23 protein-coding genes and 1 tRNA gene are annotated in these 19,810 nt (G+C 31.0%); 7 read left to right on the forward strand and 17 right to left on the reverse strand.

Features of this window, described 5'->3' with window-relative positions; translation table 11 throughout:
* Nucleotides 1-10: 10 nt before the first annotated feature.
* From rpmE to OB7_RS03875, 3 genes are all read right to left on the reverse strand, one after another.
* Nucleotides 11-220 carry a 50S ribosomal protein L31 gene (rpmE, locus tag OB7_RS03865; RefSeq protein ID WP_004102224.1) on the reverse strand — a complete coding sequence of 70 codons (210 nt, stop codon included), beginning with the start codon at nt 218-220 and terminating at the stop codon, nt 11-13.
* A gap of 73 nt (nt 221-293) precedes the next feature.
* On the reverse strand, nt 294-848 hold the full coding sequence (locus tag OB7_RS03870; protein WP_114702584.1) for a TetR/AcrR family transcriptional regulator: 555 nt from the start codon (nt 846-848) through the stop codon (nt 294-296).
* Nucleotides 849-891: 43 nt separating this feature from the next.
* Entirely contained in the window at nt 892-2,340 is a 1,449-nt protein-coding gene (locus OB7_RS03875; RefSeq protein WP_114702585.1) for a radical SAM/SPASM domain-containing protein, read from the reverse strand.
* A gap of 144 nt (nt 2,341-2,484) precedes the next feature.
* Between OB7_RS03875 and OB7_RS03880 the strand changes: the two genes are divergently transcribed.
* Both OB7_RS03880 and OB7_RS03885 read left to right on the forward strand, forming a co-directional pair.
* Nucleotides 2,485-2,745, forward strand: coding sequence for a type II toxin-antitoxin system Phd/YefM family antitoxin (locus tag OB7_RS03880; protein ID WP_004102218.1), 261 nt, complete (start codon nt 2,485-2,487; stop codon nt 2,743-2,745).
* 12 nt (nt 2,746-2,757) lie between these two features.
* Nucleotides 2,758-3,861: an ABC transporter ATP-binding protein gene (locus OB7_RS03885; protein WP_004102216.1), complete on the forward strand. Its 1,104-nt coding sequence runs from the start codon at nt 2,758-2,760 to the stop codon at nt 3,859-3,861.
* Between the two features lie 47 nt (nt 3,862-3,908).
* Here the strand turns inward: OB7_RS03885 and purB are convergent, their stop codons facing one another.
* The gene (gene purB / locus OB7_RS03890) at nt 3,909-5,186 is read right to left on the reverse strand and encodes an adenylosuccinate lyase (RefSeq protein WP_004102214.1); all 1,278 of its coding nucleotides are present in this window, start codon (nt 5,184-5,186) and stop codon (nt 3,909-3,911) included.
* Nucleotides 5,187-5,347: 161 nt separating this feature from the next.
* On the opposite strand from purB, the gene OB7_RS03895 reads away from it, so the two are divergent.
* From OB7_RS03895 to OB7_RS03905, 3 genes are all read left to right on the forward strand, one after another.
* Nucleotides 5,348-5,650 carry an ArsR/SmtB family transcription factor gene (locus OB7_RS03895; protein WP_004102213.1) on the forward strand — a complete coding sequence of 101 codons (303 nt, stop codon included), beginning with the start codon at nt 5,348-5,350 and terminating at the stop codon, nt 5,648-5,650.
* Nucleotides 5,643-6,533 carry a cation diffusion facilitator family transporter gene (locus OB7_RS03900; protein ID WP_114702586.1) on the forward strand — a complete coding sequence of 297 codons (891 nt, stop codon included), beginning with the start codon at nt 5,643-5,645 and terminating at the stop codon, nt 6,531-6,533. Before OB7_RS03895 ends, OB7_RS03900 begins: the two co-directional genes overlap by 8 nt.
* A 24-nt stretch (nt 6,534-6,557) precedes the next feature.
* Nucleotides 6,558-6,634 (forward strand) — tRNA-Pro (locus tag OB7_RS03905).
* Between the two features lie 1,166 nt (nt 6,635-7,800).
* On the opposite strand, the gene OB7_RS10210 is transcribed toward OB7_RS03905, so the two are convergent.
* The 3 genes from OB7_RS10210 to OB7_RS09975 all read right to left on the reverse strand — a co-directional run bounded on the left by OB7_RS10210 (nt 7,801) and on the right by OB7_RS09975 (nt 8,685).
* Entirely contained in the window at nt 7,801-8,097 is a 297-nt protein-coding gene (locus tag OB7_RS10210) for a transposase (protein ID WP_428843308.1), read from the reverse strand.
* Nucleotides 8,098-8,107: 10 nt separating this feature from the next.
* Complete coding sequence (locus tag OB7_RS09970) at nt 8,108-8,395, reverse strand: hypothetical protein (RefSeq protein ID WP_249031008.1); 288 nt, start codon at nt 8,393-8,395, stop codon at nt 8,108-8,110.
* Between the two features lie 68 nt (nt 8,396-8,463).
* Nucleotides 8,464-8,685 carry an IS110 family transposase gene (locus tag OB7_RS09975; protein WP_249031009.1) on the reverse strand — a complete coding sequence of 74 codons (222 nt, stop codon included), beginning with the start codon at nt 8,683-8,685 and terminating at the stop codon, nt 8,464-8,466.
* 635 nt (nt 8,686-9,320) lie between these two features.
* On the opposite strand from OB7_RS09975, the gene OB7_RS03915 reads away from it, so the two are divergent.
* Nucleotides 9,321-10,469: an IS110 family RNA-guided transposase gene (locus OB7_RS03915; RefSeq protein ID WP_114702587.1), complete on the forward strand. Its 1,149-nt coding sequence runs from the start codon at nt 9,321-9,323 to the stop codon at nt 10,467-10,469.
* A gap of 197 nt (nt 10,470-10,666) precedes the next feature.
* Here OB7_RS03915 and OB7_RS03920 read toward each other — a convergent pair whose 3' ends face one another.
* From OB7_RS03920 to OB7_RS03925, 3 genes are all read right to left on the reverse strand, one after another.
* The gene (locus OB7_RS03920; RefSeq protein WP_004102089.1) at nt 10,667-11,245 is read right to left on the reverse strand and encodes a hypothetical protein; all 579 of its coding nucleotides are present in this window, start codon (nt 11,243-11,245) and stop codon (nt 10,667-10,669) included.
* Between the two features lie 68 nt (nt 11,246-11,313).
* A complete protein-coding gene (locus tag OB7_RS09825) occupies nt 11,314-11,481 on the reverse strand; it encodes a hypothetical protein (protein ID WP_158301511.1) in 168 nt (55 codons plus the stop codon).
* 290 nt (nt 11,482-11,771) lie between these two features.
* Nucleotides 11,772-12,134: a hypothetical protein gene (locus OB7_RS03925; RefSeq protein WP_012580267.1), complete on the reverse strand. Its 363-nt coding sequence runs from the start codon at nt 12,132-12,134 to the stop codon at nt 11,772-11,774.
* A gap of 563 nt (nt 12,135-12,697) precedes the next feature.
* Between OB7_RS03925 and OB7_RS03930 the strand changes: the two genes are divergently transcribed.
* Nucleotides 12,698-13,090, forward strand: coding sequence for a transposase (locus OB7_RS03930; RefSeq protein WP_249031010.1), 393 nt, complete (start codon nt 12,698-12,700; stop codon nt 13,088-13,090).
* A 333-nt stretch (nt 13,091-13,423) separates the two neighbouring features.
* On the opposite strand, the gene OB7_RS03935 is transcribed toward OB7_RS03930, so the two are convergent.
* The 7 genes from OB7_RS03935 to OB7_RS03960 all read right to left on the reverse strand — a co-directional run bounded on the left by OB7_RS03935 (nt 13,424) and on the right by OB7_RS03960 (nt 19,800).
* Complete coding sequence (locus OB7_RS03935) at nt 13,424-13,675, reverse strand: hypothetical protein (protein WP_004102077.1); 252 nt, start codon at nt 13,673-13,675, stop codon at nt 13,424-13,426.
* Nucleotides 13,676-13,872: 197 nt separating this feature from the next.
* Nucleotides 13,873-14,418, reverse strand: coding sequence for a type II toxin-antitoxin system PemK/MazF family toxin (locus OB7_RS03940; protein WP_004102075.1), 546 nt, complete (start codon nt 14,416-14,418; stop codon nt 13,873-13,875).
* Nucleotides 14,419-14,729: 311 nt separating this feature from the next.
* Entirely contained in the window at nt 14,730-14,891 is a 162-nt protein-coding gene (locus OB7_RS09830; RefSeq protein WP_004102073.1) for a hypothetical protein, read from the reverse strand.
* Nucleotides 14,892-14,934: 43 nt separating this feature from the next.
* A complete protein-coding gene (locus OB7_RS03945) occupies nt 14,935-15,516 on the reverse strand; it encodes a hypothetical protein (RefSeq protein ID WP_232617912.1) in 582 nt (193 codons plus the stop codon).
* A gap of 323 nt (nt 15,517-15,839) precedes the next feature.
* Complete coding sequence (locus OB7_RS03950) at nt 15,840-16,028, reverse strand: hypothetical protein (protein ID WP_041427221.1); 189 nt, start codon at nt 16,026-16,028, stop codon at nt 15,840-15,842.
* A 1,164-nt stretch (nt 16,029-17,192) separates the two neighbouring features.
* Entirely contained in the window at nt 17,193-18,821 is a 1,629-nt protein-coding gene (locus OB7_RS03955; protein ID WP_114702589.1) for an ABC transporter permease, read from the reverse strand.
* Nucleotides 18,822-18,834: 13 nt separating this feature from the next.
* The gene (locus OB7_RS03960; RefSeq protein ID WP_114702590.1) at nt 18,835-19,800 is read right to left on the reverse strand and encodes an ABC transporter permease; all 966 of its coding nucleotides are present in this window, start codon (nt 19,798-19,800) and stop codon (nt 18,835-18,837) included.
* Between the last annotated feature and the right edge of the window lie 10 nt (nt 19,801-19,810).

Here is a 19,810-nt window from a genome sequence, read left to right on the forward strand (position 1 = left end):
TATAGCCACATTAATCTAAATTATATTTTTTCTTGAATTTTTCAATTCTTCCTTCTGTATCAACTATCATTCCTGCTGCGCCTGCACCTTTGTAGAATGGATGACAACTTGAACACACGTCAATTCTCACATTTTCTTTTGCACTGTAAAATTTGTGTTCTGCTCCACAAGCACATTTTACTGTTATCAATTTCATCTCTGGGTGAATTCCCTTTTTCAATTTACTCACCTCTCCTAATTATTTTATCATTTTTATCATTAGTATTATACCACATAAATCGTTTATGTAAAGTTTACGTATTATCTTTAAGTAAAATTTTTATTAACATATTCTCCACTGATTTTAACAATCCTTTTCTTGGTAACGAATCAACACTTGCAATCATATCTGTAGCAGCTTTTGGGTCTACTTCCTCATTAATTATTTTTTTCTTCTTACCTTCAACTATCAAACTTTCAATCTTTCCCAAAAAACTTTCGTATTTTTCCCTAGCATTTTTCCAATTTTCTTGATCTATAACCTTTGTCTTCTCACGACGCAAAAGATCAGAAATTGCCTTCTTGCTTGTCAAAAAATCAATATACCTTTTCAAAAAATTTTTTATCCTTGCAACATAAGAAGAATCACTCTCGTCGACTCCAAATAATTCGTTTTCCAACTCTTCAATAGATTTAATCCATACCTCTTCAAAAAGTGCTTCTTTACTTGGGAAATAATAATAAATTAAAGATTTTCGCACACCTGCAATCTGTGCGATTTCATCAATGCTTACAGCATCATATCCTTTTTCCGAAAATGCTTTTTTAGCAGCCTCTAAAATCAATATCTTCGTGTTTTTCCTTGCCATTAATACACCTCTTAAAGCGGGGGGAAATAACCCCCCGCGTTAATTATAATTCTAACTTTTTATCAACTTTGAGTGCTTCTTCTCTATTTGCGTATCTCTTCATTCTTGTCTCATAGTTGTAAATTCCTCTATTTACAGGGTATCTTTCGACATAACCATGTTCGTACCACAGTTTATCTGCATATTGTTTCCATTCTTCAGCAAGTTTATCTATCTCAGGTGCTAATTCCGTAATTACTTTTTCTGATCCTTCATGTTGTGGAATTGCATCAAAATGTTTTACCATTGCTCTAAACACTTTTGGATTATCAATAATAGGACATGGTCTGAAAAGATTATTTGAGAATGGAATCATTCTCTTATATGCTTCAAAGAATGGAGATTTAAATATTTCAAGCAATGTTTTTTCTCTTATACTATCTTTTGCAAATTGTTGGAAAACACATGGTTCAACATAACCCTTTGCATTTACGTGGAAATATTTTGAACCAGCTGATAAACATCCGTGTGTTAAGAAACCATGGTTCCAAAAATCTGCAACAAACGCAAACCTTCCACTTAATCTTACTTCATCTGTTTTAAAGAACCTTTCGTATCTCTGCTTTGGAGTAGGCACAAGATCCATTGATGGATTCATTCCCACTGGCATGAATTGGAATACCCAAGTATATGCTACACCATTTTCAGCAAGAAAATCCCAAAATTCATCTTTCATTATAACATCATGGTTCTTTCTAGTAGCAGTAACACTTGCTCCAAATGGTACACCATATCTTCTTAGTCTTTCCCATGTATTTTGAATAGCATTGAATACACCTTTACCTCTTCTCCAATCTGTTTCTTCCTCAAATCCTTCAACTGAAATTGCTATAGTAGCATTCCCAAGTTCTGACAATTTTTTAGCTTTTTCTTCATTAATCAAAATTCCATTGGAGTAAATCATAAAGTAGTGTTGATCAAATTCTTCTAAAATTTCAAGAAGATGTGGCCAATAGAAAGGTTCTCCACCAGTAATAATCCAGAAGAAAATTCCAAGCTCTTCACCTTGTTTTAAAATGCTTCTTACTTCTTCTTTTGAAAGTTCATACTTTCTTCCATAAAGCCCTGCATAACATCCAATACAATTCAAATTACATGCATATGTAGGACTTATAACTCCAAGTTTTGGAAGAACAACTTTCTCCTTTTCCATATTTTTTTGTCTCAAAGGTTCACCAATTGCCCATTCGTTAATAATAAGGTTGTTGATAATCTTTTCAGTACACTTTGGGCTTGACTTTTGGAAAATCTCTATCCACTTTTTGATCATAGGATGTTCTTCTTGAGCCATTAAACCTAATTTCTTCAAACCACTTTTTGCAGGTTCTTTACTCAAAGCTCCAACTGTAAACAATAACTTTGCAAAAGATTGAGTATCTGCTTTTCTCACAAATGAGTTAATCATCTTCCCCGCTTGCCTATAAATCATACCTTTTATTCCGCCTACAGCCATCCTAACACCTCCAATTTTTATTGACCGTTCAGTCAAATTTTACACCTATTTCCTTAATTTTTTGTTTCTTTAAAGTAACAATTTAATTTTGTGTTATTCTTTTCTAAAAAAATGACTATAATTATAGTCAAGGAGGGATTGTATTTGAATTTAAAAAACAAAAATATTTACTATAGCATTGCTGAAGCAAAAGCAAAATTTTCAAAAGTAATAGATGAATCTCGTGAAAATAATGTAATTATAACTAAAAATGGAAAACCTGTTTCTGTAATCATAGACTTTGATAAATTTGAAAAAATAGTAAGTTTTTTAGAAAATGTATGGGAATTATACTTACTTGAAATAGGTGATCCCTCAAAATTTAAAGATTTAAATATAAATGATCTTTTTTCTGATAATGATTAGGAGGTGTAAAAGATGGCAAAGGTTGAGTTAGAACACGTATGGAAAATCTATGATGGAAAGGTAGAAGCTGTAAAGGATGCAACATTCACAATAGAAGACAAGGAATTTGTAGTGCTTCTAGGTCCATCTGGTTGTGGAAAAACTACCACTTTGAGAATGATTGCAGGGCTTGAAGAAATTACAAAAGGTACATTAAAAATTGATGGTAAAGTTATGAACGATGTTGAACCAAAAGATAGAGATATTGCTATGGTTTTCCAAAATTATGCACTTTACCCACACATGACAGTATATGACAATATGGCATTTGGTTTAAAGCTAAGAAAAGTTCCTAAGGATGAAATTGATAGAAGAGTAAAAGAAGCTGCAAAAATTTTGGGAATTGAAGAATATCTTGATAGGAAACCAAGGCAACTTTCTGGTGGTCAAAGACAAAGAGTTGCTGTTGGTAGGGCTATAGTAAGAAATCCAAAAGTTTTCTTATTTGACGAACCTCTATCTAACCTTGATGCAAAATTGAGAACTCAAATGAGATCTGAATTAAAGAAGCTTCACCATAGACTCGAAGCAACTATTGTTTACGTTACTCATGACCAAATTGAAGCTATGACAATGGCTGACAAAATTATAGTTATGAAAGATGGTGTAATTCAACAAATAGGCTCACCACACGAAATTTACAACAAGCCAGCAAACACATTTGTTGCTGGATTTATTGGTAGCCCTGCTATGAATTTTGTTAATGCAAAAATTATTAGAGAAAATGGTTTATGGATTAAATCGAGTGGATTAAAACTCAAAGTACCATCTCAATTCGAAGAAACTCTTGAAAAATATATCGATAAAGACATTATCTTTGGAATTAGACCTGAAAATATTTATGACAAGATGTTTGCTATGCTGCCAAAAGAAGGAGAAAATACTGCCAGAGCTAAAGTTGACGTAGTTGAACCACTTGGTAGCGAAACTATATTACACCTTGTAGCAGGCGAAGATAAGTTGGTTGCAGTTGTTGATCCAAAAACCGAGGCAAAAGAAGAACAAGAAATTGATTTGGTATTCGATATGAATACAATGCATGTATTTGATAAAGAAACAGGTAAAGCGATATTATAATGGCTAATCAAACAACAAAATCCCCGGTGTTAAAACCGGGGATTTTGTTATTTAAATCTTTCATAAATTAAATCTATATTTCTCAGATAATACTCAGGATTAAATATTTCATCAATTTCTTCCTGAGAAAATTTAAAATAGTTTTTTACTTCATCTTTAAATGAACTTTTATTCTCCCAACATTTTAATGCTATTTTTTGTACTTCTTTATATGCTTCTTCTCTTGTATAACCCTTTTCTACTAATTTCAAAAGGACTCTCTGTGAATAGACTAAGCCTTTTGTCTTATCAATATTTTTAACTACATTGTCTTCAAAAACTGTTAAATTTTCAATTAGATAAGTCGCCTTTTTTATCATATAAAACAAGGTCATTGTAATATCAGGAAACATGTATCTTTCAACAGATGAGTGAGAAATATCTCTCTCATGCCATAGGACAATATTTTCCAACGCACTATTTACATAACTCCTAATCACTCTTGACATCCCCGTAAGCCTTTCACAGAGTATTGGGTTCTTCTTATGCGGCATAGCTGATGAACCTCTCTGACCTTTTTTGAAAGGTTCTTGTACCTCTAATGTTTCTGTCTTTTGTAGATGTCTAATTTCTACTGCAATTCTTTCTATAGCACTTGCAATTAATGCGAATACATTTATTAAATTTGCATGAATATCTCTTGGTATTACTTGAGTTGCAACTTTAACAGGCTTTAGGGAAAGATAAGAAAGCGCAAGTTTTTCAACTTCGGGATCAATATTTGCATAATTTCCTACAGCACCTGATAACTTACCTACTGAAATTTCATCCATAGCATTTTTAAGTCTTTCTATATTTCTTTCAATCTCTGCTGCCCAGGAGAGATATTTCAAACCAAAAGAAGTTGGTTCGGCATGAACTCCATGAGTTCTTCCTATTGTAGGCAGCTTTTTATATTCAAAAGCTTTCTTTAATAAAACTTCATGCAGATTTTCAAGTTCATCGTATATATACCTTGTAGCCCTTAAAAGTGCTAAACTATTTGCAGTATCAACTACATCTGACGATGTAAGTCCAAAATGAAAATACCTTGATTCATCGCCCATTTTTGATGTTGCAACTTTAATAAAAGCTATTACATCATGATCAACTACCTTTTCAGTTTCAAGTATTTCTTCTACATTTAGATATGAATTTTTTTTGGCTCTTTCATATGTGCCCTTTGGCGCTACTTCAAGCTCCTCGTATGCTCTAATAACAGCAAGTTCAACCTCGAGCCATCTTTTGTACTGACTTTCCAACGTCCAATGACTTTTAAGTGGCTCTAGCGCGTATCTTTCAACCATTTTTTCACCCCCACACAGCTTTTTACACCTAAAGTATACCATTCAAATTCAAAAAAAATGAAAAATGGAAGTTAATCTTTACAAAAATTATTGTTTAGTATATAATATATATGTACAATTATACATATATGCAATAAATTATAATTCAAGGAGGAATCTTTATGGATGAATCTATATACCAACTTTCTGAATTTTTTAAAATTTTATCTGACCAAACAAGATTAAAAATCTTGATTGCGCTTTCAAAAAAAGAATGTAGTGTTTCAGAACTTCAAGAGTTTTTGAACACTACACAATCTACGGTTTCTCATCAATTACGTATTTTAAGGCAAACCAACCTAGTAAAATATTCAAAAGTTGGAAGGAGAGTATACTACAAACTTTATGATGAACATGTAAAAACAATCATCAATTTTGCACTTGAACATCTTGAAGAATTTAGAGGAGGTAGCAAGAATGCATAGTCATGACCATCATGGAAATTCAGACATTGTTGGAGTAAAATTACTGTTTTCAGTTTTTTTTAATCTTGCAATTACACTATCGGAAATAATAGGAGGAATAATCTCAGGAAGTCTTGCTCTAGTCTCAGATGCTTTACATAACTTAAGTGATACAGGTGCACTTTTAACAAGTTACTTTGCAAGAAAAATTTCTAAAAAACCAAGAGATTTAAAATTCACATATGGTTATAAACGTGCCGAAACAATTGCTGCAATAATTAATACCACAGTACTTCTTGCCATTTCTTTTTCATTAATTGTTGAAGGTATCAGAAAAATCATTCAACCTAATGAAATTAATACAGACATAATGCTTATTATTGCATATATTGGACTTGCCGGAAATTTACTTACTGCAATTTTACTCTTTTCACATAGTAAAGAAAACCTAAATCTAAAATCTTCTTTTCTCCATATTTTAAGCGATCTATTATCTTCAATTGCCATAATAATAACTGGTCATATAATGCAATTTTATAATTTGTATATCTTAGATCCTATAATAACTTTCTTAATCTCTGCCTATATAATTATAGAATCAATTAATATTTTAAAAGATGCTATAACAATAACTATGCAGGCTGTACCAGATGGTGTTAATTTTGAAATTATTAAAGATAAAATTGAATCCTTACCATTTGTCAAAGATATGCATCATACTCATATATGGTCTCTTGACGGCAATAATCTTTTTATTGAATCTCACATAAAAGTTATAGGAAAAGACTATGATAACTACTTAAAAGAAATTAAAGCTATTCTAAATAAAAATGGTATTTCACATTCTACTATACAAATAGAATCTGAATATTGCGATGATTTTTGTATTGAAGAAAAAGATTAACTATGTTAAAATATCAAGTAGAATCTGGGCGTAGTTCAGTTGGCTAGAACGCCAGAATCGGGATCTGGAGGTCGTGGGTTCAAGTCCCACCGCCCAGACCACCTCTAGTTCCCAGGGGGTATTTATAACCCCTTTATTTATTAGCCTTTAGAACGTTACGATTTTGTTACATATAGGCAGACACAAAAACCCTCCGTTTTTGGAGGGCTTTCGTTTTACTTAACTATTGTATTTTCTTTTATTTTAAGCATCCCAATTCAAGAAATTCAAATTAATATATACAACTATATTATTTCTTGGCTTTATTCTACTATTACACTTTTACTTCACGTGCTATGAGTTAGTTGATGTTGTTCATATTATCAGTACCTGGTGTAATATTTAAACAGTTGCTCTTTCATATTTCATTTATTATTACCTACTGCTTTGTATAGCCTACCATTCCGCTTTGTCCTTCTTTATATTGCACACTTGATACCTTAAATATCTTATATTCCTCAACGTAAACTCTTTAGATCTTGTATGTTCATAAGGTTTTATACCTAAAAAATTAAGGCAGTTAACAATCATTTGATCTGTCATCTTATATTCTTCCACAAGACTGCGTATTAAACTGCATATATCATAACGCAGTGGAACATACTATGTGTCTATAACAATATTTCTATTTGGCATGAATATAAAACAGAAGGGATATTTCTAAGTGATATGCCTGAATTTATCAAACGGGTGGTAATCATCAAATATAGCAATTGCGCGCGGTTCATAATAGATGCAATCTTCATATATATACTCCCATGTGGTTTCCTACAGCTCGTTCCAATTAAATATCTTTCTCAACCTATAGTAAAGCCATGTTAAGCTGCCTTTCATAACTAGTATATTCAGGCGTTTAATGCGTTTTGGATTCATTCAAATCTCCTCCTCTTCAAAGAAATATTTTTAATTAGCTTTCTGAAACTTGTTTTTTCTTAATTTTTTGAAAATATCATTCTTTCCCTTTTATTTTTAAAAAGAGTTAATTAGTTACTTTCTTTTTTCAGCTGTTTTTTTACCTATCTTTAGTTAACCTTTATGTTAAATCAAATACCTCCTTACCATTTGTATTTTTTAATACTATCTCACCATTTTCCCCTCAAACTAACCCTCTTATGTCCATCAGGATCGTTTACCGTCCTAACATTCCTTCGTCCTATTTGAGGTATGGTGAGTTTGCTTGTTCTCGTATCCTGGATTTTCTCCTAATGGAGAGATACTGCCTTCTCACCTATACATAAACTTTCTCTGGTTCGTACTTTATCTTACTTTTTGCTAGTTTAAATACTATCCTTATCATTTTCAGCCCTATTGCTATTAACGCTTGTACTACTTTTAATGGATTCTTTTCTCTTCTCCTAAGTTGTTCATATTTTTTCCTTATTTCATGATTATGTTTTAATGTTGTTTGTGCCATCAGATATATTATTTTTCTGAGTAATGGTCTTCCTCTTTTTGTTATTCGTGTTTTACCCTTATGTTCTCCCGAACTTATTTCATACAGATTTAATCCAGCTAATTTTCTTATTTCTTTCCAGCTATCTTTTTATATCTCCTACCTCTCCTAATATTATTGCTGTCATTATTGCTCCAATTCCAGGCACGCTTTTTATATATTCCCCTTCTTCCGTTTCTTCCACCAATTTCTCCATCTCTTTTTCTAACTCTTCTATTTGACTTGTTAAAAACTCTATTTCTTCTAATAACATCCTCAATTTGATTTTTGCACTTTTTTGAACTTTTCTTACTCCTATTGATTTTTTCGATGCTTCATATATCTTCTGTGCTCTATTTTTCCAATCTTTTCCATTTGTAGATTCTTTCAAAACTTTTTCTATTTTTTCTATCCCAACTTCTATTATTTCTTTTGGAAATGGGTGGGTTTTTAAAAACTTTATTGACCCTTCCGAGAAGTGGTTATTACCCTCAACTCTCCATATACATCTTTTGGCAAATATATGTCAAAATATCTTCCATCCCTTATTAATCTACCTATTACTCCTGCATCTTTTCTGTCACTTTTACCTGGAGAGTTATCATCAAATTCTTTACTCTTCTTTACATGATATGTGTTCCTACAAGATAATCTATTTCTTTGCTTATTTTCATCTGCCATGCTAATACTTTCCAGTAATGTCCAGAAGGTTCTATACCCAAGATTACTTTATTTAATTTAATTTGTTTTCTGCCTTTACACTTTTAATTTTTTCTTCTAGCATTTTTATACCATCTATGGTATTATTGATTTTGAAAGGCTTAATCAAATCAATTCCATGAAAGTCCATCATTCTGACCCAATGAGTTCTTTTTGCAAATCAATACCTACAATTAATGTATCTTGAGAAATTCTTGAAATTTTTTTGTTAATAGATTTCTGTTTCATCCGTATCGCCTCCTGGTTTTTGTTTGTGGTTAACTCTATATTATCAGGAGGCGATACTTTTTTCAAAATCTATTTTTCCTTACAGGAATTCTCGTATAATTAGTTTAGTAAAAAGTATAAATTGGTCATTGAAAAGTAAATAGTGTTATGTAATTTTAAATAGTTAAAAATAGTTAATTTTTAACTATTTTGTTCATTATCAAGCACTTCTGGTAAAATAGTTTCAGGTTTCTCCTCCTTGAGACTTAGGTCTCTTAAATAAGATTGCCTAACTAGAGTACATCTTTTTACTTGCCGGAAAATGTTTCACCTCGTATTCTTATATACCGCGAGGTTGTAAGGGTGTACTCAATACCGAGGTGATTTCTATGGCTATTTTAGCTATTGATGTTTCAAAGAGCTCTCTGTCTTTTTACTCTGATTTTATCGGTAAAGGTTTTGTTGATAACTCTCCTCAAGGCATTTTTGACTTATTTAACAAAGCATCTGATTCCTCTTCTGACTTTATTCTTGTTCTTGAATCTACTGGTATTTATTCTTTTGATGTTGCAAATTATTTCTTTCAAAATCATATTCCAGTCTTTTGGGTTAAAACTGACAACATGAAGCTTTATCGTAAAATTCTCAATCGTCCTAAAACTGACAAAATTGATGCTAAACTTATTTTTGATATTGCTTCTAAATTCCCTGATTCTTTAGTTCCTTTTGTTAATAACTCATATATCATCAGTGAACTACGTAACCTTACAAGACTTTATTTAAAACTTAACGAAGATATTGCCAGACTAAAACTCAGACTTTATTCATATGTTTCTTTTTACTTTCCAAAACTTGATTTTAAATTGAACAAAACATATGAATCATTACTTAAAGATTTTACAGTAGAAGAAATTGCTACTATGCCTCTTGAAGAATTATTTGAGTATATAGCCAAAGTTTCTAGACACATTGTTTCTTCTAAAGATTTAGCTGAAAAGATTCAATCTCTTGCCAAAAATGCCTTGAGGTTATCTCCTAATCCATCTAATACTTTAAGACTTTCTATTGTGTCCACTATCGAATTAATCCAACATTATGAAAAGCAAATCAATTTAGTAAAGAAAGAAATAAGTAAATTGATTAAAAGAATTCCAAATACTCTAACTACAGTCAAAGGAATAGGTGATATTACTGCTGCCGGTATAATTGCTGAAATAGGTGATATCAACCGTTTTAGAAATGCTTCAGCTTTAGCTTCATATGCTGGCCTTGTATGGAACATTAAACAAAGTGGTAACTACAAATCAGAGAACACTCAACTAACCAAAAAAGGAAATAAGTACCTCAGAACATACCTTGTTATGGCAGCAAATTCACTGAGAATATATGATCCAATTTTCAAAGACTATTATCAAAGAAAATATACTCAAACAACTACACACAAACATATGAGAGCTCTTATTTTAAGTGCAAGAAAGTTGGTAAATTTAGTGTATTACTTACTTAAAAACAACGTACCTTATGTACCTAATAGATAGATGTAAATAGTTTAAAAGAGAAAGTTACATATGAATATGAATAATTAATTCTCAAAAGCCATATTATATGACTAAATATTTTTGTTTTTCTCTTTATCTCTTGCTTGACTCATTACCGGAAATCTTAATGTTTTGCTAAATTCTTGAATGATGATAATAATTTTATATACTTTTAAATAGTTTTGAATGAATTGTATTTACAAGTTCCCTTCTCTATCTAGTTTTATTATGTATAAGTCTTCATTCCCTTCTCCAAATGAATTTGTGAATCCAGCAATAACATATCCTCCATCCGTTGTTTGTTGAATTGAAACTCCATTATCTCTATAAATTCCACCAAATGTTTTCTCCAATTCTGTATTTCCATTAGTATCTAATTTTATTAAATAAACATCCGTGTAACCAGATCCAAATGATTCTGTACTTCCAAGGACAATGTATCCACCATCTGTTGTTTGTTGAATTGAATATGCTTGTTCTGAATCATAACCACCAAATGCTTTTTCCCATTCTTTATTTCCATATTTATCAAGTTTTATTATGTAAGCATCGTTACTTCCAGTTGCAAATGAATTTGATTGACCTGCAACAATATATCCACCTTCTGCTGTTTTTTGTACAGAAAATTCCCAATCATTGGCACTACCTCCATATGTCTTTTCATTCATTGTAATTTCATCACCGTCTAGTGTTAATATATAAACATCTGTATGACCTCCACCATATGGAAAAGTACTTCCCACAACAATACAACTTCCATCTGCTTTTAGTTGCATTGAATTTCCGTATTCATTATTGCTACTGCTACCATATGTCTTCTCCCATATTTTATTTCCATCACTATCTAGTTTTGATCATATACGTCGTAATCACCTGCTCCAAACGAATTCGTATAACCAGCAACTATATATCCTCCATCACTTGTTTGTTGAATAGAATATGCGTAGTCATAACCAGTACCTCCAAATGTTTTCTCCCAAGTGATCCGCCGAATTGTAGTAAAATTCCACAAAGGGCTCTCAGTTTCTCCACCATTACCATCTTTTGCAACTACCTTCCAATAATAATAAGTAGTGTTGTATTCAAGAGTGTCTAGTTGATAACTTGTAGTTGCAATATTACTTACCTTTAGAGGAGGATTAGGCCTTGTACCAAAGTATAAATCATATGTAAGTGTATCACCATCTGAATCACTACAATTTTAACTGAGCCTTGGAGTTAATTCAACTCCCGTTCTTCATTATTAGGTTGTGGACTATTCGGTACAATCGGCGGATCATTTACATCTTCAGTAGTAAAGCGTCATACGGGACTTTCAGATGTTCCTCCTTTATTGTCTTGTGCGACTACTTTCCAATAGTACGTGGTGTTTTTTTCCAATGTTCCAGGATTATATGTGTTCGCTGTAAGATTAGTTGCTGCTAAACAAGGAGTTGCATCTGTGCTAAAGTAAACATCATATGTAAGTGTATCTCCGTTTGGATCTGTGCATGTCCATGAAAGCGTTGGATTTAGCACTACTCCAGTTGCTACATCTAAAGGTTGTGGATTATTTGGTATACTAGGTGGATGATTAATAATCTTTGGACTTGGATTTGTGCATGAAAAAATCAAAATCATAAGTAAAAATACTAATATAGCTAATAATGTACTGCTCCTTTTCATAGTATATTTCCATCCTTTTATTTTTATTAACAAATACCATAATAATTTTACAATATTTTTAAATTGAAAGTCAAATTAATTGCTTTTTAATAGACCCTAGCCAAAGTAAAAAGTAGGTTAAATTAGAATATAAAAAAAGGGCTATACCTGCTAAAATTGTTTTTGTACTAAATATAACACAACACAAGGAGGTGTAGCCCCTGAAAAATATTCACTTCAATATTATTTACCACAAAAATTACTCAACAAAATATCTAATCTCGTCTTTGACAAATCTAAAAGAATGTATCTAAGAAAGTATCCTGAGCATATCTTTGTTTTGATTTTATCTCTTATGTATTTAACTAAAATTCAATCTATGAGAAGACTATATGCTTATCTTTTAGACGGAAGAATAAAAATAAGTAATCTACCTTCTAGGCAAACAATACACTATAGATTGAAAAGATTATCAAAAAAGAAAGTAAGTAAGAAATTAAAAATAGCACACTGCTAGTTATTGAAGCAGTGAAATTAGAGGAAAGAAAAAGAGACTTCATCTATTATATGAAGCAAATGCAAAAGTGTTATTAGATTTTGAGATAGGAAATAATAGAGAAGTAGAACATGCAGAAAATATGTTAGAAGATATAGAAGGTTCGATATTGTTCGCAGATAGAGGGTACTGGCAATGGGAGTTTATTGAAAAAATGAAAGAAAAGATGAAGTTATATGTAAGACCTAGGGGAAGAAAAGGGAAAGAATTTATGGAGAGAGAAATAAATAGGTTGATATATAGCAAGAGATGGGAAATAGAATGGTATATAGAAAGGCTGAAGCAGAGGATAAAGATGAGAGGAATGAATGAAAGGACACTAAAGGCACAGATTACATATATGTTACTAGGGCAGCAGTTAACAATGTTAATAGACACACTCTCTGCTCATCCTAAAATGATTAGATTGATTGAAAAATAATTTTTACATTGGCCAAGGTGTCTTTTTCTAAAAGAAAGTCCTGCAATAAAAGCAAGAACTGCCAAGATTAACCACCAGAAGTTCTTTAAGAATTTAAATATTTTCTTTACATTCTCACCTCATTTTCACATGAATATCTGTGGCCTGCAACTATAAGAAATTGAACCCTTTTTTATAACCATAATTGATCTTTTTCAAAGCCACTTTGATTGTTGCCAGCTTGATTCATAAGGAAATCCAAAGTCCTCACATAATAATTCAACAGGATCTAAACCAACAGTATGCTTAATTCTTGTTTCGTGATTCCCATTTACAACCACCAAAATTCTTTCCTTATACTTTCGTAGAAACTCGGCTAATAATCTTGTGCAATCTGTGGGGTTTCAATTTGTTCATATACATTGCCACGGAATCTTTTATTGCATAATCCAACATATCTCCTACTAAGATAATTTTTGAATTTTTATCTATATCTAAGTATTTAACTAATTCATCAAAACGACTTTCAAAACTACCAAGATGCGAATCAGCAATACCTTCAATCGATACTGAATGTTTAAATTCATATTCAATAAGTTTTTGCATTTGAACGCCCCTTTCAGCATAAAAAAAGCCCTCGTTATGAGGGCTTATTTATCTTTATTCAATTTTCTAAGCATAACAAAAACGGCTGGGTATTTCCCAGCCGCTGGGCCCCTATGGGCAATTTTCAACGAATTTTGGGCCGCTATGGGCACAGTTCTTGTTATTCTAATTTTATTTTACTACAAAAATTAATTTTGTCAAGTATTAATTTTGGTAAAAAGTTTAATTAATTTTTGATCTATTTCATCTAAAATTTCATTTGGTAACTTTCCTTGTATTATTTTATTATTCTGTCTATAAATACGCATTTTACTAATACTTCTAATATGTTTAAGATCGACATAACTATGTTTTGTTAAAATTTCATGTTTGCCGACATAAACTAATCCTTCAAATATTTTTTTAGGACCTTTTGAATTATAACTTCTTATTGGAGCAATTACAATGTTTTTATCTTTTTTATTATTTTCTGCTTCTAATATAACTACTGGTCGGCGCCCTCTAAGTTTAGAACCAATATTATGTCCTAAATTTACCCAAACTATATCACCTCTTTTAAAGCTAGGTAGTTTTCCAGGTTCATATGAATGTTCGTAATTAAGTTTTTCGATAAAATAATTTAACCATTTAAATAAAGAGATAAGTTGTTTGTCACTATAAACATTAAATAAGTTCTTAACTTGTTTCCAGAATTCTAAAATATATTTTTTTAATTCATTTGAAAGAGTTTGTATAAAAATCACTCCTTGCAATCTTTATCAATAATCATTATATAACACATCATTTGTTTCGCCAGCCAGGCGTTATGATAGATTTTATCTATTCAGAATTACACATCATGCCTTATGAAACATGTCTTAAAATCGATTTAAAAAGGTCAATGTTATTCTATTTCTTTGGGAATTTCTATTCGAGTTAATTTTAAATTATGCTCCAACAGTGGTATTTCAGCCTGATAATAATGTTCTAATATCTGCGGAATTATTGGTTTGTGTAACAGCAGGAATGTTTGTTCTTTTATAACCTCTTCGTATTGCCAACCATTTATTGTTTGTTATATTTGTTCTCCAGTTTCTTCGTTGTATGCCATTTCGATATGTGTTGCTTCAGTTATGCCAAAACGGAATTCATTTTTTACCGTTACATTCCCTTTGTTCATATCATTTCTAGTTGAATGAATTGCAATTCTTGATGGTATTTGTGTCGAAAATACCATAAGAAACTCCACCTTTTTGATTATTTAATTTATTAGTATGTTTTTACGGTACTGTTATTTTACCGTTTGCTGAAGCTATATTTAACGATTTATCAATGCATTTGATTTCCCAATTCCAAACACCTCTATGTGGTAATGCATAATTTATTGACCAATGATTAGGATATTTATAATTCATGTTAAATTTATAATATTCTAAGCCATTGGTAATAACTATATAAACCTCTTTAATTCCAGATGGAACGTCAATGACATCAACTTGAGCTTGTACTGTTGAAACATTAATATTTGTAAGCGTTGGTGGAACCGTATCATTTAATCTAGGAGTGGTTAAATACATTGCAGTCGATGCTATACTTTCATTGACAGCAGAAAAAATTAAAAAATATTTGTCTCCAGGATTTAGATTTTCAATTGCTAAAGTATCGGTAGCATAAAAAGTAGTCAAATATTCATTTTCATGCGTTTTTAATGTTATCTTTGTAAGCCGAAAAATATTATCTGAATATGTCCATGTTAAAGTTACCGAATTATAATTAATATTTTGAATGCTAACTTTAACTTCTGGGTGTTCAGAATATAAAACACAGCTATTAAATATTATTACAATTGCTAAGATTGCCAATATAATTTTAAATTTCAATTTATCACCTCCAAAAACAATTATAACATTGATTAAACAGTATGAATTATAAAATATGTTTTCGGAACTTGTATTGACCAAATTAAATAAATATCATTAGATGACGAATATGGGTAATAATAAAATCCTATAAATAACGTTTTCCCCGGCAATGGTGTTACCATAGAATAAAAGTCAAATTATCATTAAAATTTAAATAATCATTAAAATCATTTGGATTTACCCAAGTAAGTGGAACGAATAAAAAAGTTAATAATTTATTTTTCAAACAGCATGGCTTTGGTATTCCACCAGATCCAGGTTTTTTAATCTTGCTTGATATCTTTCTTCGTTGTGAATTTTATGTATTCTTCTTTTGTTTTTTCTTTGTATATTTTTACCATTTCTTCTTTAAAATGACTAAAGAAGCTTTCTGCTGGTTTGTTGTCTTGTGGTGTACCTTTTCTTGACATACTTTGTATTATTACTTTTTTTAACAATCTTGCTGTATACATGTGTGTGAATTGAAATTCTCTATCTGTGTATCTGTGTGTAATATACTTCTATGTTGCTTCTCTGAAAAATTTTCAGAGAAAAAGAAAAAGTGAAAGATATGAGAAGAAAGTTTTCTGCTTAAAAAAATTGTAGTTGTTCTTGAAGGAGTAAGAAGTCATAGAACTATATCTGAATTTTGATAGAATACGTTATTTCTAAAAAGCAGTATTACAGTGTCGGGATATGTTTCTCGAAGTGTAAAGTCTACACTTGAAACTTCTTCCATCCTTCTCAAGTAATATAATATAAAAATGTAAGATATTAAGAATACATCAAATATTTACAAGTTACAACAATCCAAAGTTGAATTTAAACACTAAAAGGAATTTTAGAACTTATAAAGAAGTAGTATGGTGATTCAAGAAATTAGTTATTCCGAGTTACTAATATGAACAAAGAAATACAAAATTCTTAAGGAAAAATAAAGGTTGAAAAAACATCGCCTCCTGATAATATATAGTTAACCACATCTCTATCCTTACTCTTTAATATAAGGTAAAACGTACTCTTTGAAATACCAGCTATCTTACACAACAATTCAATATGAAATCTTTTGCTAGTTTATTTATTATCTCAAGTTTTGTTTTTTTACTTCTCTTTCTTCAAGTATCTTTTCTATAAAAAGTTTTAAGTAAGCATTCTCAGCTTTTAATCTTTCCATTTCATCCTTAGTAGATTCTTTTTTTGGTCTACTACTTTTAAGTTCAATATTACCGTACGTTAGATAATTCTTTATCCATGTTCAAACTTTACTTTCAGTGACTCCTAAGAGAGAAGCAATAGTCTTCTTAATTTTCCTACATGTATAGCTTAATGACTTCTTGTTTTATATCCAAAGTATATTTTTTAAACTTTTGCCCTTTCTTAACCAAATATAAACACCCCCTTGTTGGTTTCATTGTACCATTTCGGGGGTGTTTTTCATTTCTTTTTTCTTGTCTCATTTCTTGGGTTCTGTGCAGAAATATTAGTTTCACATAACTTGTATAATAATTTACTAATAATATCAACTTATACTTAAATATTATAATTTCATAAAAAAACCCGTTTCTAGTCAACTTTTATACTAGAAACGGGTCTATTTATAAATCCAAAATGAATATAAAAAATTATATATGCACTAATTATCCTAATGCTCTTGGGTCAAATGCATCTCTTAATCCATCACCAACAAAGTTAAATGCCAAGACGGTAACGAATATGAATATACCAGGAATTAAGAGCCATGGTGCATTTTGTAATACATATATATCTTGTGCTCTTGCCATCATTAATCCCCATGATGCAGACGGTTCTCTAATTCCTAAACCTAAGAATGAAAGACCTGCTTCACCTAATATATAGCCAGGAATAGACAATGTTGCTGTAACTATCATGTATGTCATTGTATTTGGAATAACATGTTTCCAAAGTATTTTACTATCTGGATATCCTAATGCGTATGCTGCTTCAACAAATTCATTTCTCTTAATCGACAACACCATACCTCTTATAATCCTAGCACGTCCAGCCCATCCTATAAAGGAAAGTATAAATACTAACATAATATATACTTGAGATGATGGAATATCTAATGGTAACAATGACCTCAAAAGTATCAAGAGATAAAATCCTGGAATTGACATAATAATTTCTGTAAACCTCATTAATAATTCATCTGCTACTCCACCGTAATAACCTGCAATTCCTCCAAAAAACAGTGATAATGTTAATGTTATTGCAAGTCCTATAAATCCTATTGACAATGAAATTCTTGAAGCAAATATTAATCTTGACCAAACATCTCTTCCAAACTCATCAGAACCCATTATGTATAATCTTACAAATGGATTGTTGTCATAATTGTCTACACCATATAAATGGTATTTTAATGGAATAATCCAGAATACATAACCTACTCTTCCATAATCTTTTTTCTTTGGTCCCCAACTTTCAACAAACCACTTTATTGGATAGTATTTATAATCAAAATCTTTTATTACCAAATCTTTTCCAAACAAAATTGTCTTCTTTCCATTTTCATCAGTGTATTTTATGTAATTAATTGTATATTTTAAACCAACTTTTTCAATTTCATTTTCACTTGCTACTCCAAGTTTAAAACCATATTTTCCAAAAATAACATTTTTTGCAGTTGCAGTATCATTTTCTATAAACGCTTCTCCTTCTGTTAAAACACTATCATTTACTCCAGCTACAAAATATTTTGTCTTCTCACTTGAAGATGATACTTTTTTCCATTCATTATTTACCATAGCATATTCTTCTTTTTTGAGCGTAAATTCCAAATCACTTACATTAATAACTTTTCCTGGAAAATCAGTTCTAACAAAATATTTTGCGTCATTCATTACTAGTGTTATTAATTCACCTTTGTATTCAACTGTTACCCTACTTGGAAAATATAATTGTCTAGTTTTTCTTGTATAGTCTAATTTATCTACATAACTTGTGTAGGGTAAAACATAAGAGCCAATTTTTTTCTCAAAATCACCGACCTTGTATACCTTATCTACTTTCGTAGGAGGTGCATATGAATGTTTAAGACTTTGCTCAAATGGATTATATGGCGCCAAAAAATCAGCAGCAAACATCATAATATAAAGTACAATCAGCACCCATAATCCTACCATGGCGAGTTTATTTTTCTTAAAAGCTCTCCACATCAATTGTCCACGTGTAAGATATACTTCTTCAAAATCTATATTTTCATTACTATTATTTTTTTTCTTAACTTGTTCTTTTTTTGCCATCAACTACTACCTCCTATTCCAACCTAATTCTTGGATCAACTGCTGCAAGTAAAATATCACCGACCAAATTACCAGCAATTAACATGATAACACTTATAATTGTACTAGCCATAACCACATATATATCTTGTTGTACTAATGCTTGATAAACAAGTCTTCCAAGTCCTGGCCAAGAAAAGATCGTTTCGGTAATAACAGCTCCACCCAACAAGCTTGACAAACTAAAACCAAACATTGTAATCAATGGATTTATAGCATTTCTCATTGCATGCTTAAATATAACTACTCTTTCAGGCATACCTTTTGCTCTTGCAAATTCAACATAATCTTCATTCAACACGTCCAATAAGCTTCCTCTCATGTACCTCATCAATCCTGCAAAACCACCAAATGTCAAAGTAAATGCCGGAAGTTGCATGTGCCAGAATATATCTTTAAAACCTTGCCAAACTGTCATCTTTGAGTGATTAACATCATACATACCAGCCACTGGGAATGTACCAGTTTTTGCTGCAAAATACAATAACAATAAGGCTAAAAAGAAACCTGGAATTGCTATACCAGTAAATGCAACCACAGTCAAAAACTTATCCCAAAAACTATACTTTTTCAGAGCAGATACGACACCTAAAATAACACCAACTATCCATGAAATTACAAACGAGTAAAGTGACAATATCAAAGTCGCAAGAACCCTTTCACCAATTAGATCTACAACTGGTCTTCTATAGTAAAATGAATAGCCCAAATCACCGGTTAAAACTCCTTTAATCCATTTAAAATACTGTACCATCACTGGTTGATCCAAACCGTATTGTTTTTCAAGTGCTTTAAGAAAATCTTCTGAGACTGATGGATCAAGTCTGTACTGATCCAGAAAATCTCCAGGCGCAGCTTGCATTATCAAAAACACTATTAACGTTATTATAAAAAGCTCGGGAATCAAAATTATTAATCTACGTGCTATATACCTTAGCAATCTCAGTCAC

Origin of the sequence: Thermosipho africanus Ob7 (assembly GCF_003351105.1) — a bacterium.
In the GTDB taxonomy this organism is placed as follows: Bacteria; Thermotogota; Thermotogae; order Thermotogales; family Fervidobacteriaceae; genus Thermosipho; species Thermosipho africanus.

Coding starts and splice junctions, on each gene's coding strand:
- OB7_RS09830 (WP_004102073.1), bottom strand. CDS start 14,891: ATGGTATTTTCGACACAAATACCATCAAGAATTGCAATTCATTCAACT.
- OB7_RS03950 (WP_041427221.1), bottom strand. CDS start 16,028: ATGTATACAGCAAGATTGTTAAAAAAAGTAATAATACAAAGTATGTCA.
- OB7_RS03900 (WP_114702586.1), top strand. CDS start 5,643: ATGCATAGTCATGACCATCATGGAAATTCAGACATTGTTGGAGTAAAA.
- OB7_RS03895 (WP_004102213.1), top strand. CDS start 5,348: ATGGATGAATCTATATACCAACTTTCTGAATTTTTTAAAATTTTATCT.
- OB7_RS03955 (WP_114702589.1), bottom strand. CDS start 18,821: ATGGCAAAAAAAGAACAAGTTAAGAAAAAAAATAATAGTAATGAAAAT.
- OB7_RS03915 (WP_114702587.1), top strand. CDS start 9,321: ATGGCTATTTTAGCTATTGATGTTTCAAAGAGCTCTCTGTCTTTTTAC.
- OB7_RS03875 (WP_114702585.1), bottom strand. CDS start 2,340: ATGGCTGTAGGCGGAATAAAAGGTATGATTTATAGGCAAGCGGGGAAG.
- purB (WP_004102214.1), bottom strand. CDS start 5,186: ATGGTTGAAAGATACGCGCTAGAGCCACTTAAAAGTCATTGGACGTTG.
- OB7_RS03925 (WP_012580267.1), bottom strand. CDS start 12,134: ATGAAAAGGAGCAGTACATTATTAGCTATATTAGTATTTTTACTTATG.
- OB7_RS03870 (WP_114702584.1), bottom strand. CDS start 848: ATGGCAAGGAAAAACACGAAGATATTGATTTTAGAGGCTGCTAAAAAA.
- OB7_RS09975 (WP_249031009.1), bottom strand. CDS start 8,685: ATGGCAGATGAAAATAAGCAAAGAAATAGATTATCTTGTAGGAACACA.
- OB7_RS03935 (WP_004102077.1), bottom strand. CDS start 13,675: ATGCAAAAACTTATTGAATATGAATTTAAACATTCAGTATCGATTGAA.
- OB7_RS03885 (WP_004102216.1), top strand. CDS start 2,758: ATGGCAAAGGTTGAGTTAGAACACGTATGGAAAATCTATGATGGAAAG.
- OB7_RS03920 (WP_004102089.1), bottom strand. CDS start 11,245: ATGCAACTAAAAGCAGATGGAAGTTGTATTGTTGTGGGAAGTACTTTT.